At 51.1% G+C, this 25911-nt stretch carries 26 protein-coding genes; 6 read left to right on the top strand and 20 right to left on the bottom strand.

Going from position 1 to position 25911, the window contains the following annotated elements; translation table 11 throughout:
- Positions 1-2: 2 nt before the first annotated feature.
- Complete coding sequence (locus JNC80_RS05910; RefSeq protein WP_376709772.1) at positions 3-509, bottom strand: hypothetical protein; 507 nt, start codon at positions 507-509, stop codon at positions 3-5.
- A 378-nt stretch (positions 510-887) separates the two neighbouring features.
- Between JNC80_RS05910 and JNC80_RS05905 the strand changes: the two genes are divergently transcribed.
- From JNC80_RS05905 to JNC80_RS05895, 3 genes are all read left to right on the top strand, one after another.
- Positions 888-1322 carry a DUF2834 domain-containing protein gene (locus tag JNC80_RS05905; RefSeq protein WP_376709770.1) on the top strand — a complete coding sequence of 145 codons (435 nt, stop codon included), beginning with the start codon at positions 888-890 and terminating at the stop codon, positions 1320-1322.
- 85 nt (positions 1323-1407) lie between these two features.
- Positions 1408-1917 (top strand): MgtC/SapB family protein, encoded by a 510-nt coding sequence (locus tag JNC80_RS05900; protein WP_376709769.1) that lies wholly within the window; start codon positions 1408-1410, stop codon positions 1915-1917.
- A 99-nt stretch (positions 1918-2016) separates the two neighbouring features.
- A complete protein-coding gene (locus tag JNC80_RS05895) occupies positions 2017-2355 on the top strand; it encodes a DUF8220 family protein (protein ID WP_376709768.1) in 339 nt (112 codons plus the stop codon).
- 288 nt (positions 2356-2643) lie between these two features.
- Here the strand turns inward: JNC80_RS05895 and JNC80_RS05890 are convergent, their stop codons facing one another.
- Positions 2644-2979: a hypothetical protein gene (locus tag JNC80_RS05890; protein WP_376709767.1), complete on the bottom strand. Its 336-nt coding sequence runs from the start codon at positions 2977-2979 to the stop codon at positions 2644-2646.
- Positions 2980-3111: 132 nt separating this feature from the next.
- On the bottom strand, positions 3112-3435 hold the full coding sequence (locus JNC80_RS05885; protein ID WP_022709126.1) for a hypothetical protein: 324 nt from the start codon (positions 3433-3435) through the stop codon (positions 3112-3114).
- Positions 3436-3597: 162 nt separating this feature from the next.
- On the opposite strand from JNC80_RS05885, the gene JNC80_RS05880 reads away from it, so the two are divergent.
- The gene (locus tag JNC80_RS05880; protein ID WP_022709127.1) at positions 3598-3945 is read left to right on the top strand and encodes a hypothetical protein; all 348 of its coding nucleotides are present in this window, start codon (positions 3598-3600) and stop codon (positions 3943-3945) included.
- Between the two features lie 75 nt (positions 3946-4020).
- Here JNC80_RS05880 and JNC80_RS05875 read toward each other — a convergent pair whose 3' ends face one another.
- The 7 genes from JNC80_RS05875 to JNC80_RS05845 form a co-directional block, all read right to left on the bottom strand.
- Complete coding sequence (locus tag JNC80_RS05875; RefSeq protein WP_376709895.1) at positions 4021-5439, bottom strand: M20 family metallopeptidase; 1419 nt, start codon at positions 5437-5439, stop codon at positions 4021-4023.
- A 25-nt stretch (positions 5440-5464) separates the two neighbouring features.
- Complete coding sequence (locus tag JNC80_RS05870; RefSeq protein ID WP_376709766.1) at positions 5465-6340, bottom strand: alpha/beta hydrolase family protein; 876 nt, start codon at positions 6338-6340, stop codon at positions 5465-5467.
- On the bottom strand, positions 6340-7341 hold the full coding sequence (locus JNC80_RS05865) for an ABC transporter ATP-binding protein (protein WP_075656211.1): 1002 nt from the start codon (positions 7339-7341) through the stop codon (positions 6340-6342). The genes JNC80_RS05870 and JNC80_RS05865 overlap by 1 nt, the downstream gene beginning before the upstream one ends.
- Positions 7338-8339, bottom strand: a complete 1002-nt coding sequence (locus JNC80_RS05860; protein ID WP_376709765.1) for an ABC transporter ATP-binding protein — start codon at positions 8337-8339, stop codon at positions 7338-7340. The genes JNC80_RS05865 and JNC80_RS05860 overlap by 4 nt, the downstream gene beginning before the upstream one ends.
- The gene (locus tag JNC80_RS05855) at positions 8339-9238 is read right to left on the bottom strand and encodes an ABC transporter permease (protein WP_075656207.1); all 900 of its coding nucleotides are present in this window, start codon (positions 9236-9238) and stop codon (positions 8339-8341) included. The genes JNC80_RS05860 and JNC80_RS05855 overlap by 1 nt, the downstream gene beginning before the upstream one ends.
- On the bottom strand, positions 9235-10212 hold the full coding sequence (locus tag JNC80_RS05850; RefSeq protein WP_376709764.1) for an ABC transporter permease: 978 nt from the start codon (positions 10210-10212) through the stop codon (positions 9235-9237). The genes JNC80_RS05855 and JNC80_RS05850 overlap by 4 nt, the downstream gene beginning before the upstream one ends.
- Positions 10213-10354: 142 nt before the next feature.
- On the bottom strand, positions 10355-11980 hold the full coding sequence (locus JNC80_RS05845; RefSeq protein ID WP_075656203.1) for an ABC transporter substrate-binding protein: 1626 nt from the start codon (positions 11978-11980) through the stop codon (positions 10355-10357).
- A 117-nt stretch (positions 11981-12097) separates the two neighbouring features.
- Between JNC80_RS05845 and JNC80_RS05840 the strand changes: the two genes are divergently transcribed.
- On the top strand, positions 12098-12961 hold the full coding sequence (locus tag JNC80_RS05840) for a MurR/RpiR family transcriptional regulator (RefSeq protein WP_376709763.1): 864 nt from the start codon (positions 12098-12100) through the stop codon (positions 12959-12961).
- Between the two features lie 37 nt (positions 12962-12998).
- Here JNC80_RS05840 and JNC80_RS05835 read toward each other — a convergent pair whose 3' ends face one another.
- From JNC80_RS05835 to JNC80_RS05815, 5 genes are all read right to left on the bottom strand, one after another.
- Positions 12999-15479 (bottom strand): GcvT family protein, encoded by a 2481-nt coding sequence (locus tag JNC80_RS05835; RefSeq protein ID WP_376709762.1) that lies wholly within the window; start codon positions 15477-15479, stop codon positions 12999-13001.
- Positions 15480-15557: 78 nt separating this feature from the next.
- The gene (locus JNC80_RS05830; RefSeq protein WP_376709760.1) at positions 15558-16400 is read right to left on the bottom strand and encodes a DeoR/GlpR family DNA-binding transcription regulator; all 843 of its coding nucleotides are present in this window, start codon (positions 16398-16400) and stop codon (positions 15558-15560) included.
- Positions 16401-16466: 66 nt separating this feature from the next.
- A complete protein-coding gene (locus JNC80_RS05825; protein WP_151159909.1) occupies positions 16467-17420 on the bottom strand; it encodes a PhzF family protein in 954 nt (317 codons plus the stop codon).
- Positions 17421-17582: 162 nt separating this feature from the next.
- Positions 17583-18290 (bottom strand): NUDIX hydrolase, encoded by a 708-nt coding sequence (locus JNC80_RS05820; RefSeq protein WP_376709759.1) that lies wholly within the window; start codon positions 18288-18290, stop codon positions 17583-17585.
- A 29-nt stretch (positions 18291-18319) separates the two neighbouring features.
- On the bottom strand, positions 18320-19456 hold the full coding sequence (locus tag JNC80_RS05815) for an endonuclease/exonuclease/phosphatase family protein (protein ID WP_445482806.1): 1137 nt from the start codon (positions 19454-19456) through the stop codon (positions 18320-18322).
- 252 nt (positions 19457-19708) lie between these two features.
- On the opposite strand from JNC80_RS05815, the gene JNC80_RS05810 reads away from it, so the two are divergent.
- The gene (locus JNC80_RS05810; protein WP_075656197.1) at positions 19709-20137 is read left to right on the top strand and encodes a BA14K family protein; all 429 of its coding nucleotides are present in this window, start codon (positions 19709-19711) and stop codon (positions 20135-20137) included.
- 80 nt (positions 20138-20217) lie between these two features.
- Here the strand turns inward: JNC80_RS05810 and JNC80_RS05805 are convergent, their stop codons facing one another.
- The 5 genes from JNC80_RS05805 to JNC80_RS05785 form a co-directional block, all read right to left on the bottom strand.
- Complete coding sequence (locus JNC80_RS05805) at positions 20218-21840, bottom strand: ABC transporter substrate-binding protein (RefSeq protein WP_376709758.1); 1623 nt, start codon at positions 21838-21840, stop codon at positions 20218-20220.
- A gap of 276 nt (positions 21841-22116) precedes the next feature.
- The gene (locus JNC80_RS05800; RefSeq protein ID WP_121991425.1) at positions 22117-23337 is read right to left on the bottom strand and encodes an aminotransferase-like domain-containing protein; all 1221 of its coding nucleotides are present in this window, start codon (positions 23335-23337) and stop codon (positions 22117-22119) included.
- Between the two features lie 206 nt (positions 23338-23543).
- A complete protein-coding gene (locus JNC80_RS05795; protein WP_376709757.1) occupies positions 23544-24050 on the bottom strand; it encodes a GNAT family N-acetyltransferase in 507 nt (168 codons plus the stop codon).
- A gap of 98 nt (positions 24051-24148) precedes the next feature.
- Entirely contained in the window at positions 24149-25168 is a 1020-nt protein-coding gene (gene ilvC, locus JNC80_RS05790) for a ketol-acid reductoisomerase (RefSeq protein ID WP_022711410.1), read from the bottom strand.
- 76 nt (positions 25169-25244) lie between these two features.
- Positions 25245-25877, bottom strand: coding sequence for a TetR/AcrR family transcriptional regulator (locus JNC80_RS05785; protein WP_376709893.1), 633 nt, complete (start codon positions 25875-25877; stop codon positions 25245-25247).
- Between the last annotated feature and the right edge of the window lie 34 nt (positions 25878-25911).

Genomic DNA, 25911 nt, shown 5'->3' with positions numbered 1-25911 from the left:
AATTATTTCTTTTCTTGAACGCATAGATTGCCACCGGCCGGAAGCTCAGAAAACAGTTTAGCATCCCCATCATAGTGATAGGTTATGATATGTGTCGTGCAGCTATCCTCATACCGTGCGCAGGTTTGAATTGATACACAGAGACGGTCACCGGCACCCCAGACTTTAGCGGGAGGCCTGTCATAAATCCCCTCATAAATAGTCTGCGACTGCGCCTCGCCATCAGTCCAGTTCAGCATAATTTCCGAACGGAAATGATCATAACCAATACTGCTATAGCCGATCTTATATTCAACAGTAGCAGGATTGGACATAAATGCAGTGCCTGAAGCTATATCTTCCCAGTCTGCAACATCTTCTGCATGGGCAGAAGCCGGAGTAAAAACAGCAACAACGCAAAGCAGACAGACACCCCCTGTTATGCTCCCTCTCTTGGATAAAAAATGAGCGACACCTTCTGCAAAGAACCGGCTGAAAATCATTTTGCTCCAACTATCCTCTTCATGCATATCCCGACACCTAGAGCGGTTTACGACCAGATTGGATCATTCGCTCGCTCTAGATTCTTTATTTGGTCGCATTATCACGGGCGTCAAGTTGATCCAACTTGACATAATCAAGAAGTCAAGTTGATCCAACTTGACTGTGAAATGCTCAAGCACGGCATGCCTTCGCTTATCGGTCTTAACTGATTATCTGCCTGTAGAACAAAACTTTCACAGCGAACAAAATTACAGAAAATTATAGCTGGGCAATACGCCCTCTGACTTGCCATTCTCCACGGACAGGAGATTGATATGGCAGGGTTCTGGATATGTATTTTTGTGATACTCGCCATAAACGGGGCAATCGCACTTTATTATGCTGGTGGCAGACACGACAACTAATTGGCCAGCCTGACCGTTGCAGTTCCTCATGCTATCGCCTCTTGCTTTACTCCGGAAGTCGCGTTTTATTCTCCTCGGGTTTTAATATTTAAATCAGAGGGCAGAATGCGGCAGATTTATTTTCTATTGATGATTATAGGCGCAGTATTCCCTTTATATTTTTTCTGTTTGTTCCTGATCGAAAACGGGTTCAACCCAGCTTTATTTTTTGAGCATTTATTTGCAAACAATATCTCACGCTTCTTCGCAGCAGATGTCGCTATATCCGCACTGGTACTAATCATTTTTATCATCCATCAGAGCCGGAAACTTAAAATGCCTTCCGGATATTATGCGCTGATCGGCTTAGCTGCAGGCGTATCCTTCGCACTGCCATTATTCTTATATTTGCGGGAAGGCCATATTGAGAAAATGAGCTTCCGCGCGGAACTGTAAGAGCTTCTGCCACAACCGCTTCTTTGGAACATTCTGCAGATCACCACGTTTTCCTCTTCATCACCACAAAGATGCGAGGAAGCGGATGGAAGCGTTTCAGGCAGCAATCACAACCACGTTCAGCGCCGATAATTTCAATGTCTGGCCGCATGTTATCGCCCTTGCAGCGGCCTATATATTGGCTTTGCCCATAGGCTGGCACCGGGAAAGGGAAGAAAGAAGCGCAGGCCTTCGAACTTTCCCCTTAGTTGCCGTAGCCAGCTGCGGCTTTGTTCAGGCGGCTGAAAGCATCACAGCAGACAATCCGGAAGCGCTTGCCCGTATTATAGAAGGTGTCATCACCGGCATGGGCTTTATCGGCGGCGGTGCAATTTTACGCCTCAGTACTTCAGTCAAAGGGACAGCAACAGCCGCAAGTCTTTGGGCCACCGGCGCAGTCGGCATCGCATGTGCGATGGGCACATTTGATGTCGCAATCATCATTATGGTTTTCGCACTATTAACCCTGTGGATGTTCTCCAACGGAAAGTCTCTGACAGATGATCCCGACACCTCCGCACCTGAAACAGCGATCAACAAAAAAGGCAGCCAATAAGCTGTAGAATATATTACCAGAAAACCGCTTGCTTATTACCAGTATCCATATGACATAAGCTTGCAGTAATAGTGTGTCCGATAAAAACAGCAGATAATAATGATGAAAAATATCCAGATTATCGACGGTGCAATAAACGCGACTTATAGCATATTTCAGGCAACCGAGAGTGAATATAACATCATCTTTCCCGATGAATGTGATATGGAGCTGATTGAAGACCTCATTGCACGGCTCGGTGACGATGAAACCAATCGTGTACTGGCTCCTCTTTGGGAGCGTCCGATATTGAAACGTAATGCTGTTGGTATTCACGGGACATTATTCTACGATAACGATCACCGTAAAAACTTCATACCGCAATCAAAGCGGGAAGTTGACTGGAATGAACAGGCAATCAATCAGGCCCAGTTCGATTTATTCTCGCGGTATCGTTAGATGAAACGACATAGAGCGCCGTGTGCCAGACTTGGCACACAAAACTCGCTCTAACACTTTAAAATTATGCTCTAGCCAATGAGAAACAATGTCCACAAATCCAGAAGTGTAAAACACGCAGATCCTGAAAAGAAGCTGCGAATGCTTCCGCCTCCGCCTAAAACTCAGCTGAATAGCACTGCTTTTTCAGCAATTGTGATTGTTGTTTTCATCTGCACATTTGTAGCCACTCTATTCCTGCTTCAATAAAAACCCCGCACTTGGCGGGGTCTGTAAAATTGCGAATGACTATCTGCAGCCTTTGTTTCTCCACACGGCTTCAATGGCATTTATTTTGCCTTTAGACACAGCAACCTGTCCTTCTTTATTTCCGCCAAATGTGCTCGAAGCCGGAACACCGATTAAAAACACACCAACGGCATCTCCGGTTGCGGCATCATTCTGCTGTTTAGAAAGAACAGCAAGATTATTTTTCTCTCTGGAATATTCATGAGCCAAACTCTGACAGTTCAAATTTGAATAAGCTGCCATCGGAATATCAACCGGCACTATAGCATCAGGTCTTTTAGCACATGCTACAGAAAATACTGTCAAAGACAGAGCTAATATTAATTTGATCTTCATGATTCCCCCACCATATACACACAGTCTAATTGGCCAAGGGATTGATTAAGGTCAAGTAAAACAAATAAGGCAGTCAAAAGACTGCCTTATACTTTAGTCATACATATCCCGTTCATCCATGAATGAATTTGATCACGGGCATTCCTGATCCCGAACAAAACGGGCTTTAACAAAACCGTGCAATGTACCGTCTTCATAGGAATAGCTGACCGGACACCAGCGCTGTCCCCACGGAATTGTCTTCGGTGTGCATTCCCCCTTCAGAGCCAGCACACCATAATTATTGGCAGGAATTGAAATCACAATTCTGCTTTTTGCAGAGGGTCTCGCACGAACATTCAACGCATCACCGGCATCAACATTCACAACGCGAAGACAACCCGGCCCTGTTGTTGCATGTGCCGAAACCGGAAAGACTGCCAGTGCCAAAGCGATAATTATAGGTTTTGAAAACATACCGGACTTCCTGTCGTAAATTACAGTTGCACAATAACATTCAAAACTGTACCGGGCATGAACATAGCCTCAGTAATACCAAATTATTTGATTTGTTTACTTTTTCGACACATGAAAGTTATACGCCCCTTTATCAATATTCATAAATATGACTGAGGTAAAATGTTAGGGCGTATTCTGAACGGTGTTGAACGCACATATCTGATCCGTGCCTGGTTAATTGGTGCTTGTTTCTTCGCTTTAATGGTCACGGTAGCTTTGCAGGCAAAAAACGGCGCACAGTTCGCCCCGCTTTTCTATTTTGCAATCTGCACGCTTATGTTCCCGTTTTCAAAACTCGTCTGGGATGAGCTGAAAAATCTCGTCATGGGACAGAATATATTCCTGATGAACGCGCTGATCCTGATGATGCTGAAACTATTCATCAATGCGCTGCTATGGGCTTTCGCACCATTTATCGCCATCATTGGTATCGGATATATTTGGTATCGCACCAAATCGAATGATTGAGAGCACTCAAAATCATCAGCAAAAAAGGCAGCCTGAAGGCTGCCTTTTTCATTTTATCAGCGCTTTAAACAACCATCAGCCTTTGGACATATCCAGCGGCGGCTCAACGCCTTCGCTCAGTGGGCTGATATAAGGTGTGCGGGTGGTCTGCGCCGCCAATGCTGCCTTGGCATCTGCCATCAGCACCGGATCACTCAGCACGGCAAGACCGGTTGCGGCCATCGCCTTTGCCACATGCACCATGGCTTTATGTGCTGCCGGTGATTTGCCCTGCGCCACTACCTGCCATGTATGGAAAGGCGTGCCGATAGCAACGGTTGGCGCATGAACCTGCACAGTCGGCACCACCCAGCTGACATCACCGATATCAGTCGAGCCGATCTGCGGCTTATGTGGCTGATCGAGCGGCACCAGAAACTCTGCCAATGGCGCATCAGTTTCCGGCATACCGATCACATTATAGACTGAGGAGATTTCTTCCGGTGAGAGGGTGGCACGGATTTTGCGGGCATAATCACGATCCTGATCGTCAAATTCCGGTGCGCCCAGCTCCTGCATGGTGCGATACAGTGCCTGTTCCAGCGGCTTGTTGCCCAGCGTATTGGAAACCGCGCTGACAATCTTCATCTCCATGCGGGTTTCGGTCATCATCGCTGCGCCCTGCGCAATTTTATTCACGCGGTTCACCAGCGACAACATGGCCTGCAAATCCATCGCACGGATAGAATAACGCACCCGTGCATGAGCCTGCACCACATTCGGCGCAATACCACCGGCATCCAGCAGCGCATAATGGATACGCGCGTCAGACGGCATATGTTCACGCATATAATTGACACCGACATTCATCAGCTCAACCGCATCAAGCGCACTGCGTCCAAGATGCGGCGCAGCAGCGGCATGGGAAGCACGACCGGTAAAGATGAAGTCCGCACGGGTATTGGCCAGCGATAAAGCCGGAGCCACTTCCCAGAAGCTATACGGATGCCAGGAGATTGCAACATCGGCATCGTCAAAAGCACCGGCACGCACCATAAATGCTTTGGCCGCACCGCCCTCTTCCGCTGGGCAGCCATAATAGCGCACACGCCCAGGAATTTTATTCTCAGCGAGATAATTTTTGAGAGCAACTGCCGCAAGCAATGCCCCTGCGCCCAGCAAATTATGGCCGCAGCCATGGCCATGACCCCCCGCTTCAATCGGCTGATGCTCGGACGCTCCGGCCTCCTGACTGAGACCCGGCAGCGCATCATATTCGCCCATAAAAGCAATAACCGGCCCGCCTTCACCGGCTTCACCAATGACAGAGGTCGGAATACCGGCAATGCCTTCGGTCACACGGAAACCGTGATGCAGCAGCTCGGCTTTATGTTCAGCCATAGAGCGCTCTTCGGTATAGCAAACCTCCGGCATTCCCCAAACGCGGTCGCTCATTTCGATGAGGCGCTGCTTTTCGTCCTCAACCTTCTGCCACAAGTCCTGACGGTCATTCATGCTCATTGATCATTCCTGCATAAAATTAGAGATTGGTTGCTTCTTCAAAGACCAGTTCGGATGCGGGCGGAATACGCCCCTCAAACCAGTAAGCCGCAGCGGCACGCGACATAGCCGCACCGTCATGACCGACACCGGCCACATCAATCAACTTCCAGTTGAACGGCATGCCCAAACTTTGTGCTTGTTTCTTCGCAAAATCATAGACGAAATATGCGCGTTTATAGCGGGAAGGTCCCTGCGCGAATGCTTCCGGCTGATCCGGCAAATTGGGATCAGCCTCATCAATATCCTGATCACCGGCAAAAATATGCATCGGATAGGCAAACCAGCGGGCAAGCTGCGTCTCATCGAGACCAATGCCACCCATACCTTCCGGAAATTTACGCGACAGATCAGGCAGTGTGTACCAGCCCGGATTGGCCGCAACCACATCCGAGAAAATACTGTGATCCTGCGTGGCAAGCAGACGATGTGAGAACTGCCCACCAGCCGAATGGCCGTATAAACGCACCTGTTTCTGCGTGGTCACACCTCCGGCCTGAAGGGCTGCAAGAACACGCGCAGGCACACCATAAAGCCAATCCTGCTTTTCACGCACAAGTCCTGCACTTTCATCGAGGATCAGCCCGTTATTATAGCTTTCCGCCATCGGGAACTGAGCATCGGGAAATGTCGGCGCAACAATCAGTAAACGGTGTTTTTCAGCCGCCGGAATCCAGAAATCACGATATTCATCGCCATTACGCAGCATACCATGCTGAACGATAATCACCGGATCTTCGGGGCGATAGCTTTCAGGGCGGTAGAAATTTACTTCCAGTGGTCTGTCCGGATGATACTGATCAACAAACGGCAGCGTACTGCGTCCGGTTTCTGGACGAAGAATGGTGGTAGTCATTATGTCTCCGGATTATGCAAGTGACAGGCAGCACTCTGGTCGGCTGTCACATCTTTTAGTTCGGGGCGGCGCTCGCGGCATACCGGCATGGCATGGGCGCAGCGCGGATGAAACGGACAGCCGGAAGGCGGTGCCAGCGGTGATGGCAGATCACCGGTCAGCGGCTGGAAATCACGTTTACGACGGCTGATCGACGGGCTGGCATTAATCAGAGCCGCGCTATAGGGATGCGCAGGCTTGCTGAAAATTGCTGATGCGGAACCAATCTCAACGATACGGCCGAGATACATGATCGCAATCCGATCGCTGATATGCCGGACAACGCCGAGATCATGGCTGACAAACAGATAAGTCAGCCCGTAACGGGCACGCAAATCCATAAACAGATTGATCACCTGCGCCTGAATAGACACATCAAGTGCAGATACCGGCTCATCACAAACCAGAAAATCAGGTTTCACTGACAAAGCGCGGGCAATACCGATACGCTGACGCTGGCCACCGGAAAACTGGTGCGGATAGCGGTCACGATAGGCGAGATCAAGCCCCACCTCTTCAAGCGCTTTGTTCACCGCACCGGCAATCTCGGCTTTCGGCATCAGGCGATGCACCTTCAGTGCCTCGCCGACAATCTGATTGACCTTCATGCGCGGATCAAGCGAAGCGTAAGGATCCTGAAAAATCATCTGTACTTTCAAAAGAAAGTCGAGTTTTTCACGGCCTTTGAGCTTTTCAACGGCGCGACCGTCATAAAGCACATTGCCTGCGGTCGGTTGATAAATCCCTGTAGCCATACGGGACAGAGTGGACTTCCCGCAGCCGGACTCGCCGACAAGTCCCAACACTTCTCCACGTTTGATACTGAGATCAACACCATCTACCGCACGTAAAACCCGCGCCGGTGCGGCCTGCCCTGTCAGGCGCAGAATGCGGTCAGCCATTGTGGATTTGGAGTGAAAATGCTTCTTCACCCCGCGCATTTCAAAAAATGCATCACTCATGGTCTTGCCTCCTGAGTAAATGCCTCACGGACAGGCAGTGATACCGGATTGTGACAACGGAAAATCCGCCCGTCGATCACCTGCTGTTCGGGATTAACTTCTGCACAAACCGGTTTGACGCGCTCGCAGCGCGTGCGGAACGGACAGCCGCTTGGCCTGTCATCAATACGCGGTGCATTGCCGTCAATCTGGTGCAGGCGTTCCCCCGGTTTTACCGTGCCGGAAGACGAATTCAGCAGACCTTGCGTATAAGGATGCAGCGGTCTGTCCAGCACATCATCGACCGCACCGGTTTCAACAATCTGCCCCGCATACATTACCGCCACACGATCGGCGAGTTCAGCCACGACTGCAAGATCATGAGTAATCCACAGCACAGCAGTACCAGTTTCCCGTACCAGCTTCTGCACCTCATAGAGGATCTGGCTCTGAATGGTCACATCCAGAGCCGTGGTCGGCTCATCGGCAATAATCAGATCGGGGTTATTGAGCAATGCGGTGGCAATCGCCACGCGCTGGCGCATACCACCGGAAAACTCATGCGGATATTGTTTGAGCCGCACTTCCGGTGAGGAAATGCCAACCCGCCCCAGCGCATCCGCCGCCTCTTTCATCGCTTGCGCTTTACCACAGGAACGATGTTCAAGGATCGCCTCGCACATTTGCTCACCAATGGTCAGTACCGGATTAAGCGTGGAAAGCGGATCCTGAAAAATCATAGCGATGCGGTCGCCGCGTAAATTACGCAGACGTTCATCGGATGCTTCACGCAGATTTTCGCCATTGAACAGGATTTCGCCTTCAACAATTTCCCCCGGCGGATCAATCAGTTGTACCAGAGAAAAACCGGTGACAGATTTACCGGAACCGGACTCGCCGACAAGGCACAGCACTTCGCCACGTGCAATGCTCAGATCAATGCCATCAACTGCCGACCATGTACCGCCCAGCAGGTGAAATACGGTCCTTAAACCCTTTACTTCAAGCAAAGCCGTCATCACACGCCCCTCACATTAAAGCTGCGACGCAGGCGGTCACCGACAAAATTGAGCGAGATAATCAGCAGAACCAGTGCAATCCCCGGAAACACGGCAATCCAGTATTCGCCCGACAACAGATAATCAAATCCATTAGCAATCAGAAGGCCAAGCGACGGCTGCGTCACCGGCACACCAACACCGAGGAAGGACAAGGTCGCTTCCAATGTGATGGCGCTGGCAATACTGATGGTGGAGATCACCAGCACAGAGCCGATGGAATTCGGCAGCAAATGCCGGAGCATAATATAATGGGTCGGCAGGCCGAAATTGACGGCCGCTTCGATATATTCCTTACGGCGCTCAACCAGAGCAGAAGCACGCATAAGACGGGCATATTGCGCCCATTGCACCAGAATAATCGCGAGGATCACTTTATCAACACCGCGCCCGACCGAGGCCAGCAGCACCAGCGCCACCAGCATTGACGGAAAGCCAAGCATAAAATCCACCACGCGCATGATAATCGCATCGGCAACACCACCAAGTTGTGCGGCCAGCAATCCGGCACTCACACCGATGGTCATGGCGCCAAGTGTCGACAGCAGACCGACCAGCAGGCTGGTACGCAAACCATAGAGGATGGCGCTGACCATATCGCGGCCTTGCGCATCCGTGCCCAGCCAGTAGACCGAACCCGTCATACTTGTTGAGCCTGGTGCAAGACGGTTATCCATCACGCTCAAAGAGGCAAGATCATAAGGGTCTTGCGGGGCAATAAAAGGCGCCAGCACCGCCAGCAAAACCAGCAGCCCGAGCAGGATACCCGCACCGCGTGTTGTCGGTTTGTTGCGGATGCTGCGCAGCACTTTCTGGCGCAGCGGTGTATTGGCATAATCCGGAATAATCGGCTTATTCATACCATATCTCCGGAAAGTTTGACCCGCGGATCGAGAACCGCATAGAGCACATCGACCATGAAATTCACAGCGACGAACAGCAGCGTGGCCAGCAGCACATAGGCAACCACCACAGGGCGGTCGAGCTGGTAGATACTGTCAATCAGCAGTTTGCCCATGCCGGGCCATGAGAACACGGTTTCGGTAATGGTGGAGAAAGCAACAAGACTGCCGAATTCAATGCCGACAACAGTCACAACAGGTATCAGAATATTGCGCAGCACATGGCGGTTGACGATACGCTTGCGGCGTACACCTTTGGCGCGGGCGAATTTCACATAATCCTGCGTCATCGCTTCCGTGGTGCCGGCCGCTACAAGGCGGATCATCAAAGCCATATTGGGAATAGCAAGATTAAGCGCAGGCAGGATCAGATGGCGCAGACCATTGGCGGTAAACAGACTGGTCTGAACGCCGAGCACAGAAACGGTTTCGCCCCGCCCTGCTGTCGGCAGCCAGCCAAGTGCCACGCTGAACAGCAGCACCAGCATCATGCCTTTCCAGAAACTCGGCAGTGAAAAGCCGATGACTGTACCGGCCATAATGAAACGCGACGGGCGGCTGTCAGGATTAAGCCCAGCCAGAAGACCCAGCGGAATACCGATAACGGCGGCAACTGTCATCGACAGCAGTACCAGTTCAAATGTAGCTGGCAAGCGGGCAAGAATAAGCGAGACCACCGGCACACCGTGAACGAAAGATGTGCCGAGGTCGCCTTTCAGGGCATTGCCCAGAAATGTGAAATATTGCTGCCATACCGGCAGATCGAGCCCCAGCCGCTTAATCAGAGCCAGCCGTTCGGCAGCACTGACCTGCGGGGGAACAAGAAGTTCAATCGGATCACCAATGCCATATACGGCAAAGAAAACAGCAACCGACACAGCAAGCAAAACCAATGCGCTCTGGATAAGTCGCTGAAGAATATAAGCTGTCATGACATGCTTCTCAGATTATCTGGGGCTGAAATATTTCACAGTCAGGCAAGAACAAGTCTGACTGTGATGATGTCCCCACGAAAGACTCCAGAGCGGGTGACATTGAGTAAACCACGTCACACGCTCCGGTCTTAACCCTCAGTTACTTGGCCGGCTTGGCAGACATAGCCATCGTGAACTGGTCTGAACGACCGGTATAAGTGACATTGGCCTTATGCGCCCAGATACCGCTTTCGAAATGCAACGGAATGAAAGCATAGTCTTTCATCACTTCGGTCTGTGCCTGCTGGAGCAGTTCCGAGCGCTTATTATCGTCCATTGTTGCAACAGCTTCATAGATCAGCTTGTCAAAAGCAGGGTTGGAATAGCCGCCATAATTGGAGCCGCCCAAAGTGCCTTCTTCATTCGGCTTTGCCGGCCACTGGCGCAGGAAGGATGAAGCTTCACCGCTGGTGGAACCCCAGCCGCCGATCGCCACACTCAGCTCCTTCTTGGAACGGCGCGGGAAATAGATGGCGCGGGTCATGGCATCCACATCCGACTTAATGCCGATCTGCGTCAGATATTGTGCCACGGCCTGCGTGATCTGGCTGTCATTGATATAGCGGTCATTGGTGGTGGAAAGTGTCAGCTGGAAACCGTCAGGATATCCGGCTTCAGCCAGCAGTTTCTTGGCTTCCGCAGGATCATAACGCAGTTCCGGCGGGTTTGGCAGTGTGCCGAACATGCCCGTAGGCAGGAACTGATAGGCAGGTTCCGCCGCACCGTCCATCAGACGGGCAACAATAGCATTACGGTCAATCGCCAGCGACATAGCCTGACGGACACGCACATCCTTCAGCGGGTTTTTGCCGTCAGCAGCTTTGACATAAGGGCTTTCATCACGCGCCACATCAAGCTGGTAATAAATCACGCGTGTTGAAGGTGTGATCGTGTAGCCGAAACGCTTATCATCCTTGATACGGGACAGATCGCGGGCAGCCGGATTTTCGATAATATCATAGTCACCGGCGAGAAGACCGGCGAGACGCGGACCGGCATTCGGAACCGGCAGGAAACGCACAGCTTCCCATGGCTCGGCTTCGCCCCAATATTTATCATTACGTTCCAGCTCGATAGCAGAACCGCGCACATAGCTTTTCAGCTTGTAAGGGCCGGTGCCGATTGCAAGTTTGCCGTCATTGAAATCACCAACCACCGGCCAAGCACCGGTCACACCGCAATTCTGCTCCGGTGCGAAACTGATCTTGTCATGTTTGACGATTGAGGAACTCAGAATACCCACAGTGCCGATAAAGGACGGAAGCAGCGGCTCAGGCGCTTTGGTCTTAATCACCAGTGTCTGCGCATCAGGTGCTTCAACAGACTCAAAATTCGCGGTAATGTCCGCAAAGGAACCGGCAATCGCTGTTTCGTTTTTCAGCGTGCGGCAGAAAGTAAAGATCACATCATCGGCAGTAAAAGGTGAACCATCAGAGAAAGTCACGCCTTCCCGCAATTTGAATGTCCAGGTATTCTTGCCGTCATTCTCCCATGAACTTGCAAGAGACGGATGTACATTCTGCTTTTCATCCTGACGGGTCAGTCCGTCAAATATATGGACTGCCAAAGCATTATTCGGTGTCAGATCATGATAATGCGGATCAATTGCAGTCGGTTCTGATCCGAGCGCAATGCGCAGTGTTTCAGCTGATGCCGCACCGCTCATCAAAGCAGAGCTTAGCAGAGTTGTTCCCAGCAGACTCGCCACGAGCATTTTTTTATACATAAAAGTCTCCGTTCCCCAACGAATGTCATTTTTGATATAATTATCATTATATTTGACATGGTTATTTTCAAAAATAGAGTATATGAAAATTTTATGCCGTCAACACCGGAAACCATCATGTCGCAAACTTTGAATCCCAAGTCCGATTTTGCCAACCGCATGTCTGCGGCATATCCTTCTTTCAGCAAATCCTATCGCCGGATTGCCGATTTTGTTCTGGCAAAACCGCTGGATGTCGTTGCCATGTCGATTGAAGGGCTGGCTCATGCCAGTGGCAGCTCGACCGCCACAATCACCCGTTTCGTGCGTGCGGCTGGCTATAGCGGTTATGGTGAGTTTCGTGAAAAAATTGTCTCGGACTTTCAGTTTTCACCGTCAGTTAACAGATTAAACAGTGCTGAAAACACCCAGTCCGGCCAGCAAAGTGCCTATTTGCATACTGTTCTGGCCGATTGTTCCGACAATATCAAAGACACGATTGCCAATATTGATACGCCTTCATCGGAGGCATTTATTGAAGCCATTATCAATGCCAGACGCATCATCATTCTCGGCACCGGCGCCAGCCATTACGCTGCGACATTGCTGGAGGAAGGACTGGCTCTCTATACGGAGAAAAACGTATCCAATATTCTGTCACGCGGCGCATCCCAATATTCCAACAATTTTGTGCGCTCGGTGGATGAAGGCGATGTGGTTATCGCTATTTCCATGCCGCGTTATTCCAACAATACCGTGCAGCTTTCCAAAGCTGCCAAGCAAAAAGGGGCAGTGATTCTGGCAATCACCGACAGCCCGACATCACCGCTCGTTCAGGTTGCTGATACAATCTTTTTCGCACCGGCGCGGAACCGTTTGCTGCCGAATTCTCCGGCAGCAATCTTTGCGCTGGCAGATGCCATTGTGACAGCGGTCGCGGCACGCCGCCCCGACATAGTAGCCTCCACAATCGGAAGCCCGCCGGAAGATCTGTTTTTATAAATAAAACAACATCATTCGGTAGGTTATTGAATCAAAATCAGATCTTTACCCGCTCGGATTTCGGGTCATAAGGGCTGCGCAAATGCACATGCGCAGAGTAGCACTGACCGGCAACATCAACCTCGAAATCCCCCTGCTCCAGCCAGTCTTTACTAACGCCCTCCGTATGACTGATTAGCCCCAAGGCAACAGCACAGCCCAATGTATGACCATGGGCAGCAGAGCGGATTTCACCGGCAGGCACGCCATTGCACAGGATCAGTTCCCCGCCCCACAAAACGGCATCTGCATCATCAAGGGTCAGCTGCACAATGCGCCGCTTCAGAATATTTTCAGCCTTGAACTTCACCAGCGCATCCCGCCCGATAAAACCACCGGCCTTATCCATCGCCACGGTAAATCCCAGTCCGGCCTCATAGGGATTAATATCCGGCGTCAGTTCGCGGCTCCATGCACGATAACCTTTCTCAAGGCGCAGGGCTTCCAGTGCATAATATCCGGCATCACGCAGGCCGAATTCCTGCCCCGCGTCCTGCAGCGCTTCATAAACACCAACGGCAAATTCAACAGGCACAATCAGTTCCCAGCCAAGCTCACCCACATAGGTCATGCGGTTGGCAAAAGCGGTTGCATAGCCCACGCCGATTTCACGCACCTGACCAAACGGAAATGCTGCATTGCTGAAATCCGTATCACTCAGTTTTTGCAATAGGCTGCGCGACTGCGGCCCCATCAGTGCCAGCACTGCATAGGCGGAGGAAACATCGGTGACCGTTACATAATCTTCGTCGTTGATATGCCGGTTAATCCAATCCGCATCGTGAACTGCCTGCGCGGAGCCGGTAATGATCAGAAATTTCTCCGCACCAAGCCGCAGCACAGTCAGATCTGTTTCATAACCGCCGCGCTCATTGAGCATGCCCGTATAAACCGACGACCCCACCGGCACATCAATATCAGCGACACAGAGATGGTTGAGAACCCGACAGGCATCACGCCCCTGTATCAGCAGCTTGGCGAAAGAACTCTGATCAAAGAAAGCAACATGCTCGCGCACAGCCTGCATTTCACGCCCGACATTCTCATGCCAGTTCTGCCGCCCGAAACTATAGACCGTCTCCGGCTTCTGTCCCTTATCCGCAAACCAGTTCGCCCGCTCCCAGCCCATTTTCGAACCGAAACAAGCCCCCTTCGCCTCCAGAAGATGATAAAGCGGCGACCGGCGGAACGGCCGCGCCGTATCAAGCTCGCGGTTCGGCCAGGGCATTGCATAGTGCAGACCAAGCGTTTCTTTAACGCGGTCATGTAGCCAGCGCTGATTATTGTTGAATCCGGCAAAACGGCGGATATCCACCGGCCAGAGATCCATCGTCGGAGCACCATTGATAATCCATTCCGCGAGCGCACGTCCCGCACCGCCGGCACTGGCAATACCCATGGAATTAAAACCGGCGCCAACAAAGAAATTCTTCAGTTCCGGTGCCTCACCGAGAATAAAATTATTATCGGGAGTGAAGCTTTCCGGCCCGTTATAAAACTTCTTCACTTCTGCTTCCGCCAGTTGCGGCACGCGGATCAGAGCATTTTCCATCAGCGGCTCAAACTGATCCCAGTCATCTTCCAGCAAAGCAAATTCAAACTTATCGGGGATACCCTGCATACCCCATGGTTTGGCCTGCGGCTCAAAACCACCCATGACCAGACCACCAACCTCTTCCTTGAAATAAATATAACCGTCCGGATCACGCATAACCGGTAAATCCGGATGCACGCCCTCAATCTTTCCGGTGACGATATACATATGTTCTGCCGAATGCAGAGGCACCGTTACACCGCACATCTGTCCGACTTTACACGCCCATTGCCCCGCGCAATTGACCACGATTTCTGCAATAATATTGCCGCGATCCGTTTCAACACCGCAAGCACGGCCATTTTTCACGGTAATACCGGTCACCTGAACCCGTTCCAATATTCTGGCACCGCGCATTCGTGCGCCGCGCGCCAAAGATTGTGTCAGATCACTGGGATTAGCCTTTCCGTCATCCGGCAGCCAGACAGCCCCCTGCAAGTCATCCGTGGCCATAACCGGCCAGAGATCGCCTGCCTCAAGGGCTGAAATCACCTCGACATTGACACCCTGCGCACGAGCAGAGGCAGCAGTGCGCTGCAAAACAGTCATGCGATCTTTGCTGCGGGCAACAGACAGGGAGCCGCATTTCTTCCATCCGGTCGCTAAGCCGGTTTCCGCTTCCAGCTCACTGTAAAGCTGTGTGGAATAGCGGATCAGGCCGGTCATATTGGCATGGCTGCGCAACTGCCCCACCAGTCCTGCCGCATGCCACGTTGTGCCGCAACTCAGACTGCCCTGCTCCAGCAACACAACATCGGTCCATCCCGCTTTGGTCAGATGATAGGCAACGGAACAGCCGATAATGCCTCCGCCAATAATCACCACCCGCGCCTGAGACGGAAAACTATCTGCTTTGTTTTTGTGATCTGCCTTATGCTCTGTCATGACCTCACTCCCTCCGGTTGAGATCACTATAAAAACAAAGCAACAAAAAACAACATTAAATGCAACAAAATATCACATTTATGAAATATGTAACCGAAGGCCCTTCTCAGCCAGTGCTGTCACAAAATGCGGCTCCGGTCTGTGATCTGTAATAATGCCTGCGGCTTGCTCATAATGTGCAACACGCAGCGGCGTCATGCGTCCGAATTTCTCTGCGCTGGCCAGAAACCATGCTTCACCGGCAACAACGGCAAGCCGTGAGCGCAATTCCGCACCATTACGGGTAAAGTCCGTAATCTCGCCCTCGGCAGTAATGCCGCCCGTGCCAAGAAATGCCAGATCAAACCGGAAATGCTCCAGCGCCTGTAATACATCAATACCGCCGCTGGCCTCTTCTTCAGGACTGATCTCACCGCCTAATATATGCACGCGAATAGTTTGCACATGACAAAGCTGTAATGCAATTCGCAGACTTGTGGTGCAGATTGTCAGATTTTCCGGTGCTTTATCCTGTTGTGTTAAAGCCTGCGCTAAAGCCAAAGTCGTTGTGCCGGAGTCCAGAAAAACTACCATGCCGGAGCGGATCAAGGCACAGGCGGCCTGACCTATCGCGGCTTTGCCTCCGCTATTTTCCTGACTGCGCAGTCCCAAGGCTGGTTCATGAAGCTGGATTTTTGTAGCCCCGCCATGAACCAGCGCCAGCAATCCCCGCTGTGCCAACAGTTTCAGGTCACGGCGGATTGTCTCCCGTGAGACATCAAAAAACGCCGCAACCTCACTGATACCCGCCACGCCATCTTCATTCAGCCTGCGCAGAATTTCATCATGACGCTGCGATGCCAGAATGCGTTGCCCGGTCGGGTTTTGAGCATCAACCGGATTTTGAGGATCAGATTGCGATGAGGTTTCTGCCACAGACAACTCCAGATACAGAAATGTTGCATCTTGTGACTTTTAGCAAGAACCAGCCACGCAATACAACATATTCTAAATCTTCAGATAGCCTTCAGCAACCTTAACCGCACTGCCGCCGATGCGCGCACCGGTCAGCTTCTTCGCAGCCACATCCAACTCCAGCCGGATACGCGATGGTCTGCCCATCTGAATACCCTGCTCGATCCATAGCTGCGTAAGCCCGTCTACAGGCTGGTCAAATTCGTTGATTGCACCGGCAAAGGCGGCAACCGCAGAGCCGGTGGCCGGATCTTCATAAACATGCTTGCCGGATGTGAACATCCGCGCATGATAATTACTCTCAAAGAGCCGTGTCTCACGGGTATAAATGTAGAAAGGTATCGCACGACCTTCAAAAGCCTGCATATGATCTTCCACAAAAACCGGATCAACCACAACTTTGGCTGCGGCAATCATATTCTTCACCGGCACCAGCACAAACGGCTTACCGCCGCTCCAGACCGAAGGCACGTGATTTTCAAAGCCGATTTCATGTGTATTGAGGCGCAAGGCAGCGGCGGCCTGCTCCTTCTCTACGGTGATATTCACACGCTCAGGCAGGCGTGGCAGGTCAAATTCGGCGAAAGCTGCCGACTGTCCTTCCGTGTCGCCGGAACCTGCGCAATGAACCGCGACACGCACCGGCCCGACTTTTTCCTCAAGCGTCATAATCAGGTCGGTCTGAGGTTTTTGTCCGTTGCAATTTTTATAGGCCAGCGCAACCGCCGTACCCACGGTCGGATGACCGGCAAAATTCAACTCATAATCCGGCGTAAAAATTCGTATCGAAGCTGTATGCAGCGGATTGGCTGCAGGAGCAACAAACACAGTCTCCGAGAGATTGAACTCGCGGGCAATGGCCAGCATTGTGGCATCATCCAGCCCTTCAGAATCATGAACAATAGCAAGCGGATTACCGCTTAGAGCTTTCTCTGTGAAAACATCATAGATCTCGTAGAAACGCCCCTGTACAGCCATGCCGTTCATATTCCCTGCCCTTTAAGATGATCCATGTCCGCCCCGCTCCGGAACTTTCGAAAGTACCGTATCTGATTCAACACATTTGCATTGCCGGTTAAAACATTCAAATGATTCATGAAGTGCATAATATGCAATTCAAATCTCAGCCGCCCGCATCATATGCCGTTACTATTGCGCAAAATACCAGTCGGTGAAAGTACGAATATAATCGGGACTGCGTTCATCCAATATGCCGCCCTGCCCGATCATCAGCACCCGCGATAATTCCGGCTGCTTTTGCGCTGCAATAAATTCCTCCACCTGCCTCTGCAATTCATCCGCCGTGCGGTCGAAATAATAACAACGAAACAGCGCCAGACTGCGATCAAACATAACCAGACTATAGCCACCGGTACGCACCGCATGATTCAGATCAATTCCGGTTTCCTCCAGCACTTCACGTCTGGCATTTCCGTCAAGATCAACCACACCGTCAACAATATCCTGATCATCATTGGAGCCCGCCGGAAAATAAATCCGGCCGCCGACAGCGTTGTGTGAGGCCATTTGCCCGAGCAATAGCTGATTATCTGAGGAGACGATGACGCCACTGCCGAAAATATGAAACGGCTTATCCGCAGTTTTGTCTTTGCGCCAGTAAAGCAGACTGCGAAAACTGGTACGCTGATAGGGCGCACTCAGAATATCTTCAGACAGGCGCGCCTCTGCTGCCAGATAAATTTCTCCGTCATAGAGTGTCGGATTGCTTGCTACTTCCTGCTGCCAGTTTTCATCAATAGCCTTCTGATTCCGGACAACATAATCAGGAACACCGCCAACAACCTGTATCCTGACATCACGGACAGGATAAACCCTGTTCTGATCTCTGCTTTGCATTCGTCTGCTCCGTTAGACTGAGCCTGTCCTTAAAGCTCAAGTGTGACGGCAACAGGACAATGATCACTCGCTTTTGGTCTGTCCCAGCCGATACGCGGGAAGCGCACCACATCCTGCCCTTCAGGAAATAAGGTACGGTAAGGCTGCCCATTGCGAATAATTTCCGGCACAGCCTGTGCATTGCGCTGCGCCAGAGCCGGTGATGCCCAGATATAATCCAGCTGGCACAGGTGGCGCTCCTGCGGGCCACGTGTGTGATACAAAGTCCAGCGATCGAGCTCCGGCCGCCGCTCTACCAGATTGACCGCAAAACCGTCATTCAGAAACACATTCAGGCAATTATCCGGCTCCTGAACCGGCGTAAAATCATAGCCGTCCCACTGGTCGCCGCTTATCGCGAGCTTCTCGTAATAATCATTGAAATCACCGCAGATCACCCATGAAGCATCCGCAGCACCGTCACGGCCGAATTTTTTCTCGATAATCATACGAACCGCCTGCGCCTCGGCCAGTCGTACCGGCAGTGTTGTCAGCTTGGGATCCTGACCATAGCGTACACCGCCCATGGATTTGAAATGCGTAACAAAGACCGTCAGCGGCTTGCCGCCAATACGCAGATCCAGCATCAGACAATCGCGTTTAAACACCCGCTCATGGGCTTCAATCCCCACGGAGGACAGTACAGGATCATAAATACCAAGATCCTGATAGGTCAGATGCGCATTGCTCTCCAGCTTCACCAGCTCAATCGTGTGGCCGCTGCGCGTTACGTCACGCATCATCACGCTGACATCAATACCGCGACTGTCATTACCATCGATCAGATATTTATGTTTGTAGCCCTGCCCCACCATCTTGAACAGGTAGCCATATTCAAAAGCATTCAGCGCAGCGAGATCATCAACTTCCTGCAGGCAGAGAATATCCGCCCGTGTCTGCGCAATCGACAGAGCAGATAATTGCCGCGTATCATCCGTATGCGCCACCATCCGAGCCTGTTCGAGCTGTCGGTATTGTGTTTCATTATCAATCGCAAAGAGCTGCAATGAGCGATCCTGACGCAACTCATTGCGATAACCGGTAAAATCAAACCGGCGCATCAGGTTTTCAATATTGAATGTCGCTAAGGTGAATAATACCGGCCCTTCTGGCTGAACATTATCCATAACCGGTGTTGATTGCGCAGAAACCGTCTCAGACATTAAGCTACTCATCATTGCGTTCACATCCGGCTTACAGGATAAACCGGCACCCACTTTTCCGCAGCATGCGATAACTCAACCTAAACACCATATGTTGAATTGCAATCAGTGATATTGCCTGCAACTGATTTTCTTCGGAAAGCCTGCCTCTTAAATTGGCAGCACTTTTATACTATATTAGCCTTAAGCTATATAAATTCACGAACGGATATCCCTATGTCCAGATTCATTCTGAAAACCGCATTCACAATGGGCATTGCCCTGCTCTCCGGCGCATCGGCCTATGCAGGCGGCAACCAGATCAGCGGCGGCATCCCCTCTCTGAACCCGACCGGCCTTCTGATTGTCGGGGGCATTACCGGCGGCAACCGCGCAGACCCTGCCAGCCGGAACTGTTACGGCTCCACACTCTGCAAAGAAAGCGGTGCCTATTATACAGAAGACGGCGTGCTGCATTATAAAAACGGCGATCCGCTGGTGCAGCGCGGCGCTACAAAACGCATCGGCTCGGCAAAATCAGCCAATGCGGGCGATAATATCAATCATATGCAGTGGTGCAGCAATCAGTACCGCTCATATCGTGCGTCCGATAATACATATCAGCCTTTTGCCGGCAGCCGCACCACCTGCAATTCGCCGTTCTGAAATTGACTTCTCAAATAATTATGCCCCTTCAGCCATTGATCGCGGAAGGGGCATAAATGATTTACAGCAGGCGCTGAAGTTTAGTCTTTGCTGACTTCGGTAATGTAGTTGGCATCAGCCACCATATTGAAGTTCTTGACATTTTTGGCAGCAACAGCCGTTTCAATCTGCTGATAAAGCATCACGAACGGGCTTGTCTCCTGAAAATCCTTCTGGATTTTGTGATACATCTGCTCGCGTTTTGCAGTGTCTGTTTCTTTTGCCGCATCCATGGTTTCCTTGGACATTTCTGGAATGTCCCATGAACTGCGCCATGCTGTCGTTTTCATCGACACTTCATCGCCATTATCCGGATTATAGGAGAAGGTCGATGCATTGGTATGCGGATCCCAATAATCAGGGCCCCAGATACCCAGCGAAAGCTGATGCTTGCGCGCACGTACTTTTGTTGTCGTCAGCTTGCCGTCACCCTGCAACAGCTCAACCTTGATACCGGCTTTGGCAAAAGTCTGCTGAATGCTTTCAGCAATACCAACGCCTGGCTGTGTATTACGCACATCGAGCGTCACACTGAAACCGTCTTGCAGACCGGCATCGGCCAGAAGCTGCTTCGCTTTATCAACATCCAGTTTGAACGGCTTGTCATCAATCGCGCCGAACATACCAAGCGGCAGGAAGGACTGATGCGTGCGGCCGATACCCTTAATCAGCGTATTTTCAATAGCGTCATAATCAACGAGATATTTCATCGCCTGACGCACTTCCAGCTTGGCAAGGTTCGGCACATTCTGGTTGGCTGTCAGATAATAGGTGCGCCCCTTCGGAGCACTGAGAATATTGAAATCGCTGTTCTTGGCAAATTCTGCAATATCACCCGGCTCAAGGTTACGGGCGACATCAATATCACCGGCCTGCAACAGCAGACGCTGCGACACGCTCTCCTTCACATGACGATAAATAGCGCGTTTTACAGCCGGTTTTGGACCGCTGTAATTTTCATTGCGCTCCAGCAGGATCACTTCATTCGAGCGCCACTCTTTCAGGCTGTAAACGCCGGAACCTGCATAATTACGCTTCAGCCAATCATAGCCGAAATCTGTATCAAACGGCTTGGCTTCCGTTTTTTCGGTTTTAACCGCATGTTCTTCAACCAGCTTGCTGTCAACAACAGAAGCCACACTGGAAGACAGCCCATTGAGCACGAAGCTCGGCGCGAAAGTTTCTTCCGTGGAGAACACGACCGTATAATCATCCGGCGCAGTCACCAGCTTTTCCACATTGTCTTTGTTCAGACCAAACTGGCTGATGATGAATGCAGGGCTGAGATCAAGCTTGATCGCGCGGTGCAGGGAATAAACAACATCCTGCGCCGTCAGCGGATTGCCGGAAGCAAATTTCTGCCCCTGCTTAACCTTGAAAGTAATGGTCTTGCCATCTTCCGAGACCACCCAGCTTTCCGCAATCTGCGGAATGATCTTGGTCGGATCTTTCGGATCTGTGGTCACCAGACGCTCATAGGTGTTGGTCAGAATTTCCGATGTGGTGATCTCGAAAATTTCTGCCGGATCGAGAGAAATCACATCATCAATGGCCATTGCCACAACCAGCGTATCCGCCGGCGTTGCCGCCTGTGCAGCAACCGCTGTCAGACCAAGCACCGACGCACAGGCCAGAGCCAGCGTGTATTTTTTAATTATAGTCATGAGTTTCCCCTCAATCTCTCCGCCTGAATCCTGTCGCTGTATAAGGACTCAGATTTATAAAATTATAACAAGGTCAGGCTACAGGATTGCCGGACGAAGCCAAGCATCTTTTTGCAAAGAAAGCCGTAAATTCAGCAGGTTAAGCACCAAAGCATATCGCAATTAAATACATCCATTTAACGGTGATATACTTCAACTGAAACTTCGGCCGAGAAGATATAAAAAAGCCGGAGCAGCGGGCTCCGGCTTTTTTTCATTCAGTGAGATTGCTTATTCTCAATTTTTCTCATGGGCACGGATCAGATTGCCAAGGCGCTTGATGCCCTCATCAATCATCTCGTCATTGGCACAGGAATAGGCGAGACGCAGCGTATTGGCACCGGTGCCATCCGCATGGAATGCTTTACCCGGAACAAAAGCCACTTTCTCTGTCTCAATCGCAGCGGCCAGAAGATCAGCGCCGTTCATATAATCCGGCAGATTGACCCAGACGAACATACCGCCCTCAGGCTTTGTCCATGTGGCCGATTTCGGCATATATTTATCCAGCGCTTCCAGCATTTTATTGCGGCGGTGCGAATAGACAGAACGGATTTTTGCAATCTGCGCATCAAAACCATTGGCAGCAACATGATGCACAGCCAGCTGATTGATGGTTGAGGAATGCAGATCAGCAGCCTGTTTCATCAGTACCAGTTTGCGGATGACTGTCGCATTAGCAACGACATAACCAACACGCAAACCCGGTGCCAGCGTCTTGGAGAAGCTGCCGGAATAGATCGTGCGGGTATTTTCAATCGAGCCTTTGCGCTCAATTTCCAGCGCCAGAACCGGCGGGATCGGCGTGCCGTCAAAACGCAGATACTGGTAGGCAGCATCTTCGATCAGCGCGATATCCATTTCATCGCCCAGATCAATCAGCTTTTCGCGGCCTTCACGATCAATGGTTTCACCGGTCGGATTGCTGAAATCTGCCGAAAAATAAGCAAATTTTACCTTACCGCCAGCCTTCTCTGCAGCTTCTTCATAGGAAGCCGGAGTGCGGTTGCCGTTTGGCTGCAATGTATCATAGGTCGGCTCATAGGCATTGAAAGCCTGCAGTGCACCAAGATAGGTCGGACGCACAACCAGCGCCGTATCATTCGGCGACAGGAACAGCTTGCCAAGATAATCCAGCGCCTGCTGCGAACCGGAAGTGATGAAGATATTTTCGGCAGTGCAAGGCACGCCGATTTTTGCCATTTCACCCTGCAGCCATTCGCGCAGCGGCTTATAGCCTTCACTTACCGAATATTGCAGCGCGGCATCGGATTTACCCGTGGCGAAAATATCGGCATAGGCTTCTTTGAATTCTTCTGCCGGAAACAGTTTCGGATCAGGAATACCGCCCGCGAAAGAAATAATATCCGGACGCTCAAGCAGTTTCAACAATTCACGAATTTCCGACGCTTTCATACGCGATGAACGTGTTGCGAATATTTTTTCCCAATCCAGCATGGGGGTTCCTCATAAAGTCAAAAGAGATGCCGTGAAATAGACCATAAAACTTAACTAAAAGCTGTGTGCCTTTGGTTATCACCTTATGCGTATTTCACAACAAAACAAGCAAAATATGTCAGCAATGCTGACCTTTATTCATTTTATTGCGATTTGACGGATAATTTCGTTACATTCGAATAAAATAACCCGCACAAAACTAACAATCATGCATTTTCAGCAACTGACCGCAGCATCATCACCTCATCAAACATTTCTCCGTTGAGAGAAATCCAGTTCGGTCTGCGGCCGAATTCTGTATATCCTTCGCGCAGGTAAAGCTGCCATGCCGTTTTATTCTCAGCCAGCACACTCAGCTCAAGCTGGGTAAAGCCATTGTCTCGCGCATAGGCTTCAACAACCTGCATTAATTTCTGCGCAATGCCCTGCCCGCGCATCTCGCTTTTCACATAAACCATCACAACAATGGCGCGGTGAGCCGTTCGCGCACCAGCCTGCGGCCACAGGCCGATGAGTCCCACCGGCCTCTCGCCGTCAAAAGCTGCAAAAACCGGTGTGCTTAACTTTGCACGCCAGTCAGCTTCAGAGAATTTCACCCAGTCCTCATAGGCCGAACTGTAAGCCTCCGGATGCAACTGCAATGCCTCCAACCTGATCTCGCGCATGATTGCAAAATCATCAGGCACCAGCTGCCGGATAGTAACTTCACTCATATTTCATTCCTCCCGTCAGCAGTACTGCCATAAATAATCAGGCCCGCACAAACAAAACTTTGTGCGGGCCTGATATTCAGTGATTAAGCAATGCCGGATTAGTTACGAGCCTTGTCAACCAGCTTGTTCTTGGAAATCCAAGGCATCATGCCGCGCAGCTTGGCACCAACTTCTTCAATCTGGTGATCGTCGTTCATACGACGGATACCCTTGAAGCGTGCAGCACCGGCACGGTATTCCTGCATCCAGTCGGATGTGAATTTACCGGTCTGAATGTCGTGCAGAACGCGCTTCATTTCAGCTTTGGTTTCTGCAGTGATGATGCGCGGACCGGTTACATATTCGCCCCATTCAGCAGTGTTGGAGATCGAGTAGTTCATGTTGGCGATACCGCCTTCATAGATCAGGTCAACGATCAGCTTCACTTCGTGCAAGCACTCGAAATATGCCATTTCAGGTGCGTAACCGCCTTCAACCAGCGTTTCAAAGCCGGCGCGGATCAGTTCAACCAGACCGCCGCAGAGAACTGCCTGCTCACCGAACAGATCGGTTTCGCACTCTTCCTTGAATGTGGTTTCGATAACGCCGGAACGACCGCCGCCAACGCCCGAAGCGTAAGACAGAGCCAGATCATGGGCATTGCCGGAAGCATCCTGATGAATAGCGATCAGGCAAGGTACGCCGCCGCCCTTCTGATATTCGCCGCGCACGGTATGACCCGGGCCTTTTGGCGCGATCATTACAACGTCAACAGTCTTTTTGGTTTCGATCAGACCGAAATGAACGTTCAGACCATGAGCAAAAGCAATGGCAGCGCCGTCACGCAGATTGTCGTGGATGTGTTCTTTATAGATGTCAGCCTGCAATTCGTCAGGGGTTGCCATCATCATCAGGTCTGCCCATTTAGCAGCATCTGCAACGCTGAGAACTTCAAAACCGTCAGCTTCAGCTTTTTTAACAGTGGCAGAATCCATACGCAGCGCGATGCGGACATGCTTGGCACCGGAATCTTTCAGGTTCAGCGCATGGGCGCGACCCTGGCTACCGTAACCAACGATAACAACATTTTTGCCTTTAATCAGATTTACGTCTGCATCACTGTCATAATAAACGCGCATAGGATATTCCCTTCCTTCTATGCTATTAGTCTGTGCCGTTTTTCCTCAAAACCGGCACTATTCCACACCGGCAAAATCAGGCGCCGGCTTTATTTCCGTAAAGTGCAAAAAACTGCCGTGTTGCCGTTCTGGCATCGCGGATAATTTCTGCATCACTGACCTCATGACGGTCGCCGAGCAGCAGACGAATCTGCATGTCGCGCACCACAAGGCCGAAGAACGAGGCAAAAGCCTCATCAATATCATCAAAGTCCAGCAGGCCTGCATCGCGGCCGGTCTCAAGTACCGGCTTGAGACGACGCGCCATAGCGATCGGACCATTATTCAGAACGATCTCACCGAGATCCGACTTACCGGAACCCGCATGGCTGACCGCTAAGCGGTTCAGTGCGATGGATGTGCTTCCGGACAGAACCAGCAACCAGTCGCGGGCAAAATGCTCCAGACTGGTAAAGAGCGATTCTTCATCCAGCCCTTCCCGCGCCACCGGCACAACACGCACTTTCGACGCCTGCCATTGCACGGTTGCAGTCAGCAGACCGTCACGGTCGGTGAACCATTTATACAGCGTTTCCTTGGAGCAGCTTGCACGTCGTGCAACACCCGCCATCGTAAGACTGTCACCACCCTCAACGAGGAGTTCCAGCGCGGCATTCAGCACATCTTTCTGACGATCTGTCAGCTCTGTGCCGGTTCCGACATTGCTCACGACATTCTCAGGTTGCTGCAACTGCACGCTTCCA

This window comes from Pseudochrobactrum lubricantis (assembly GCF_041929865.1).
GTDB lineage: Bacteria > Pseudomonadota > Alphaproteobacteria > Rhizobiales > Rhizobiaceae > Pseudochrobactrum > Pseudochrobactrum saccharolyticum.
Note: the sequence above shows the minus strand (reverse complement) of the source record. Positions and strands in the feature narration are given on the sequence as shown.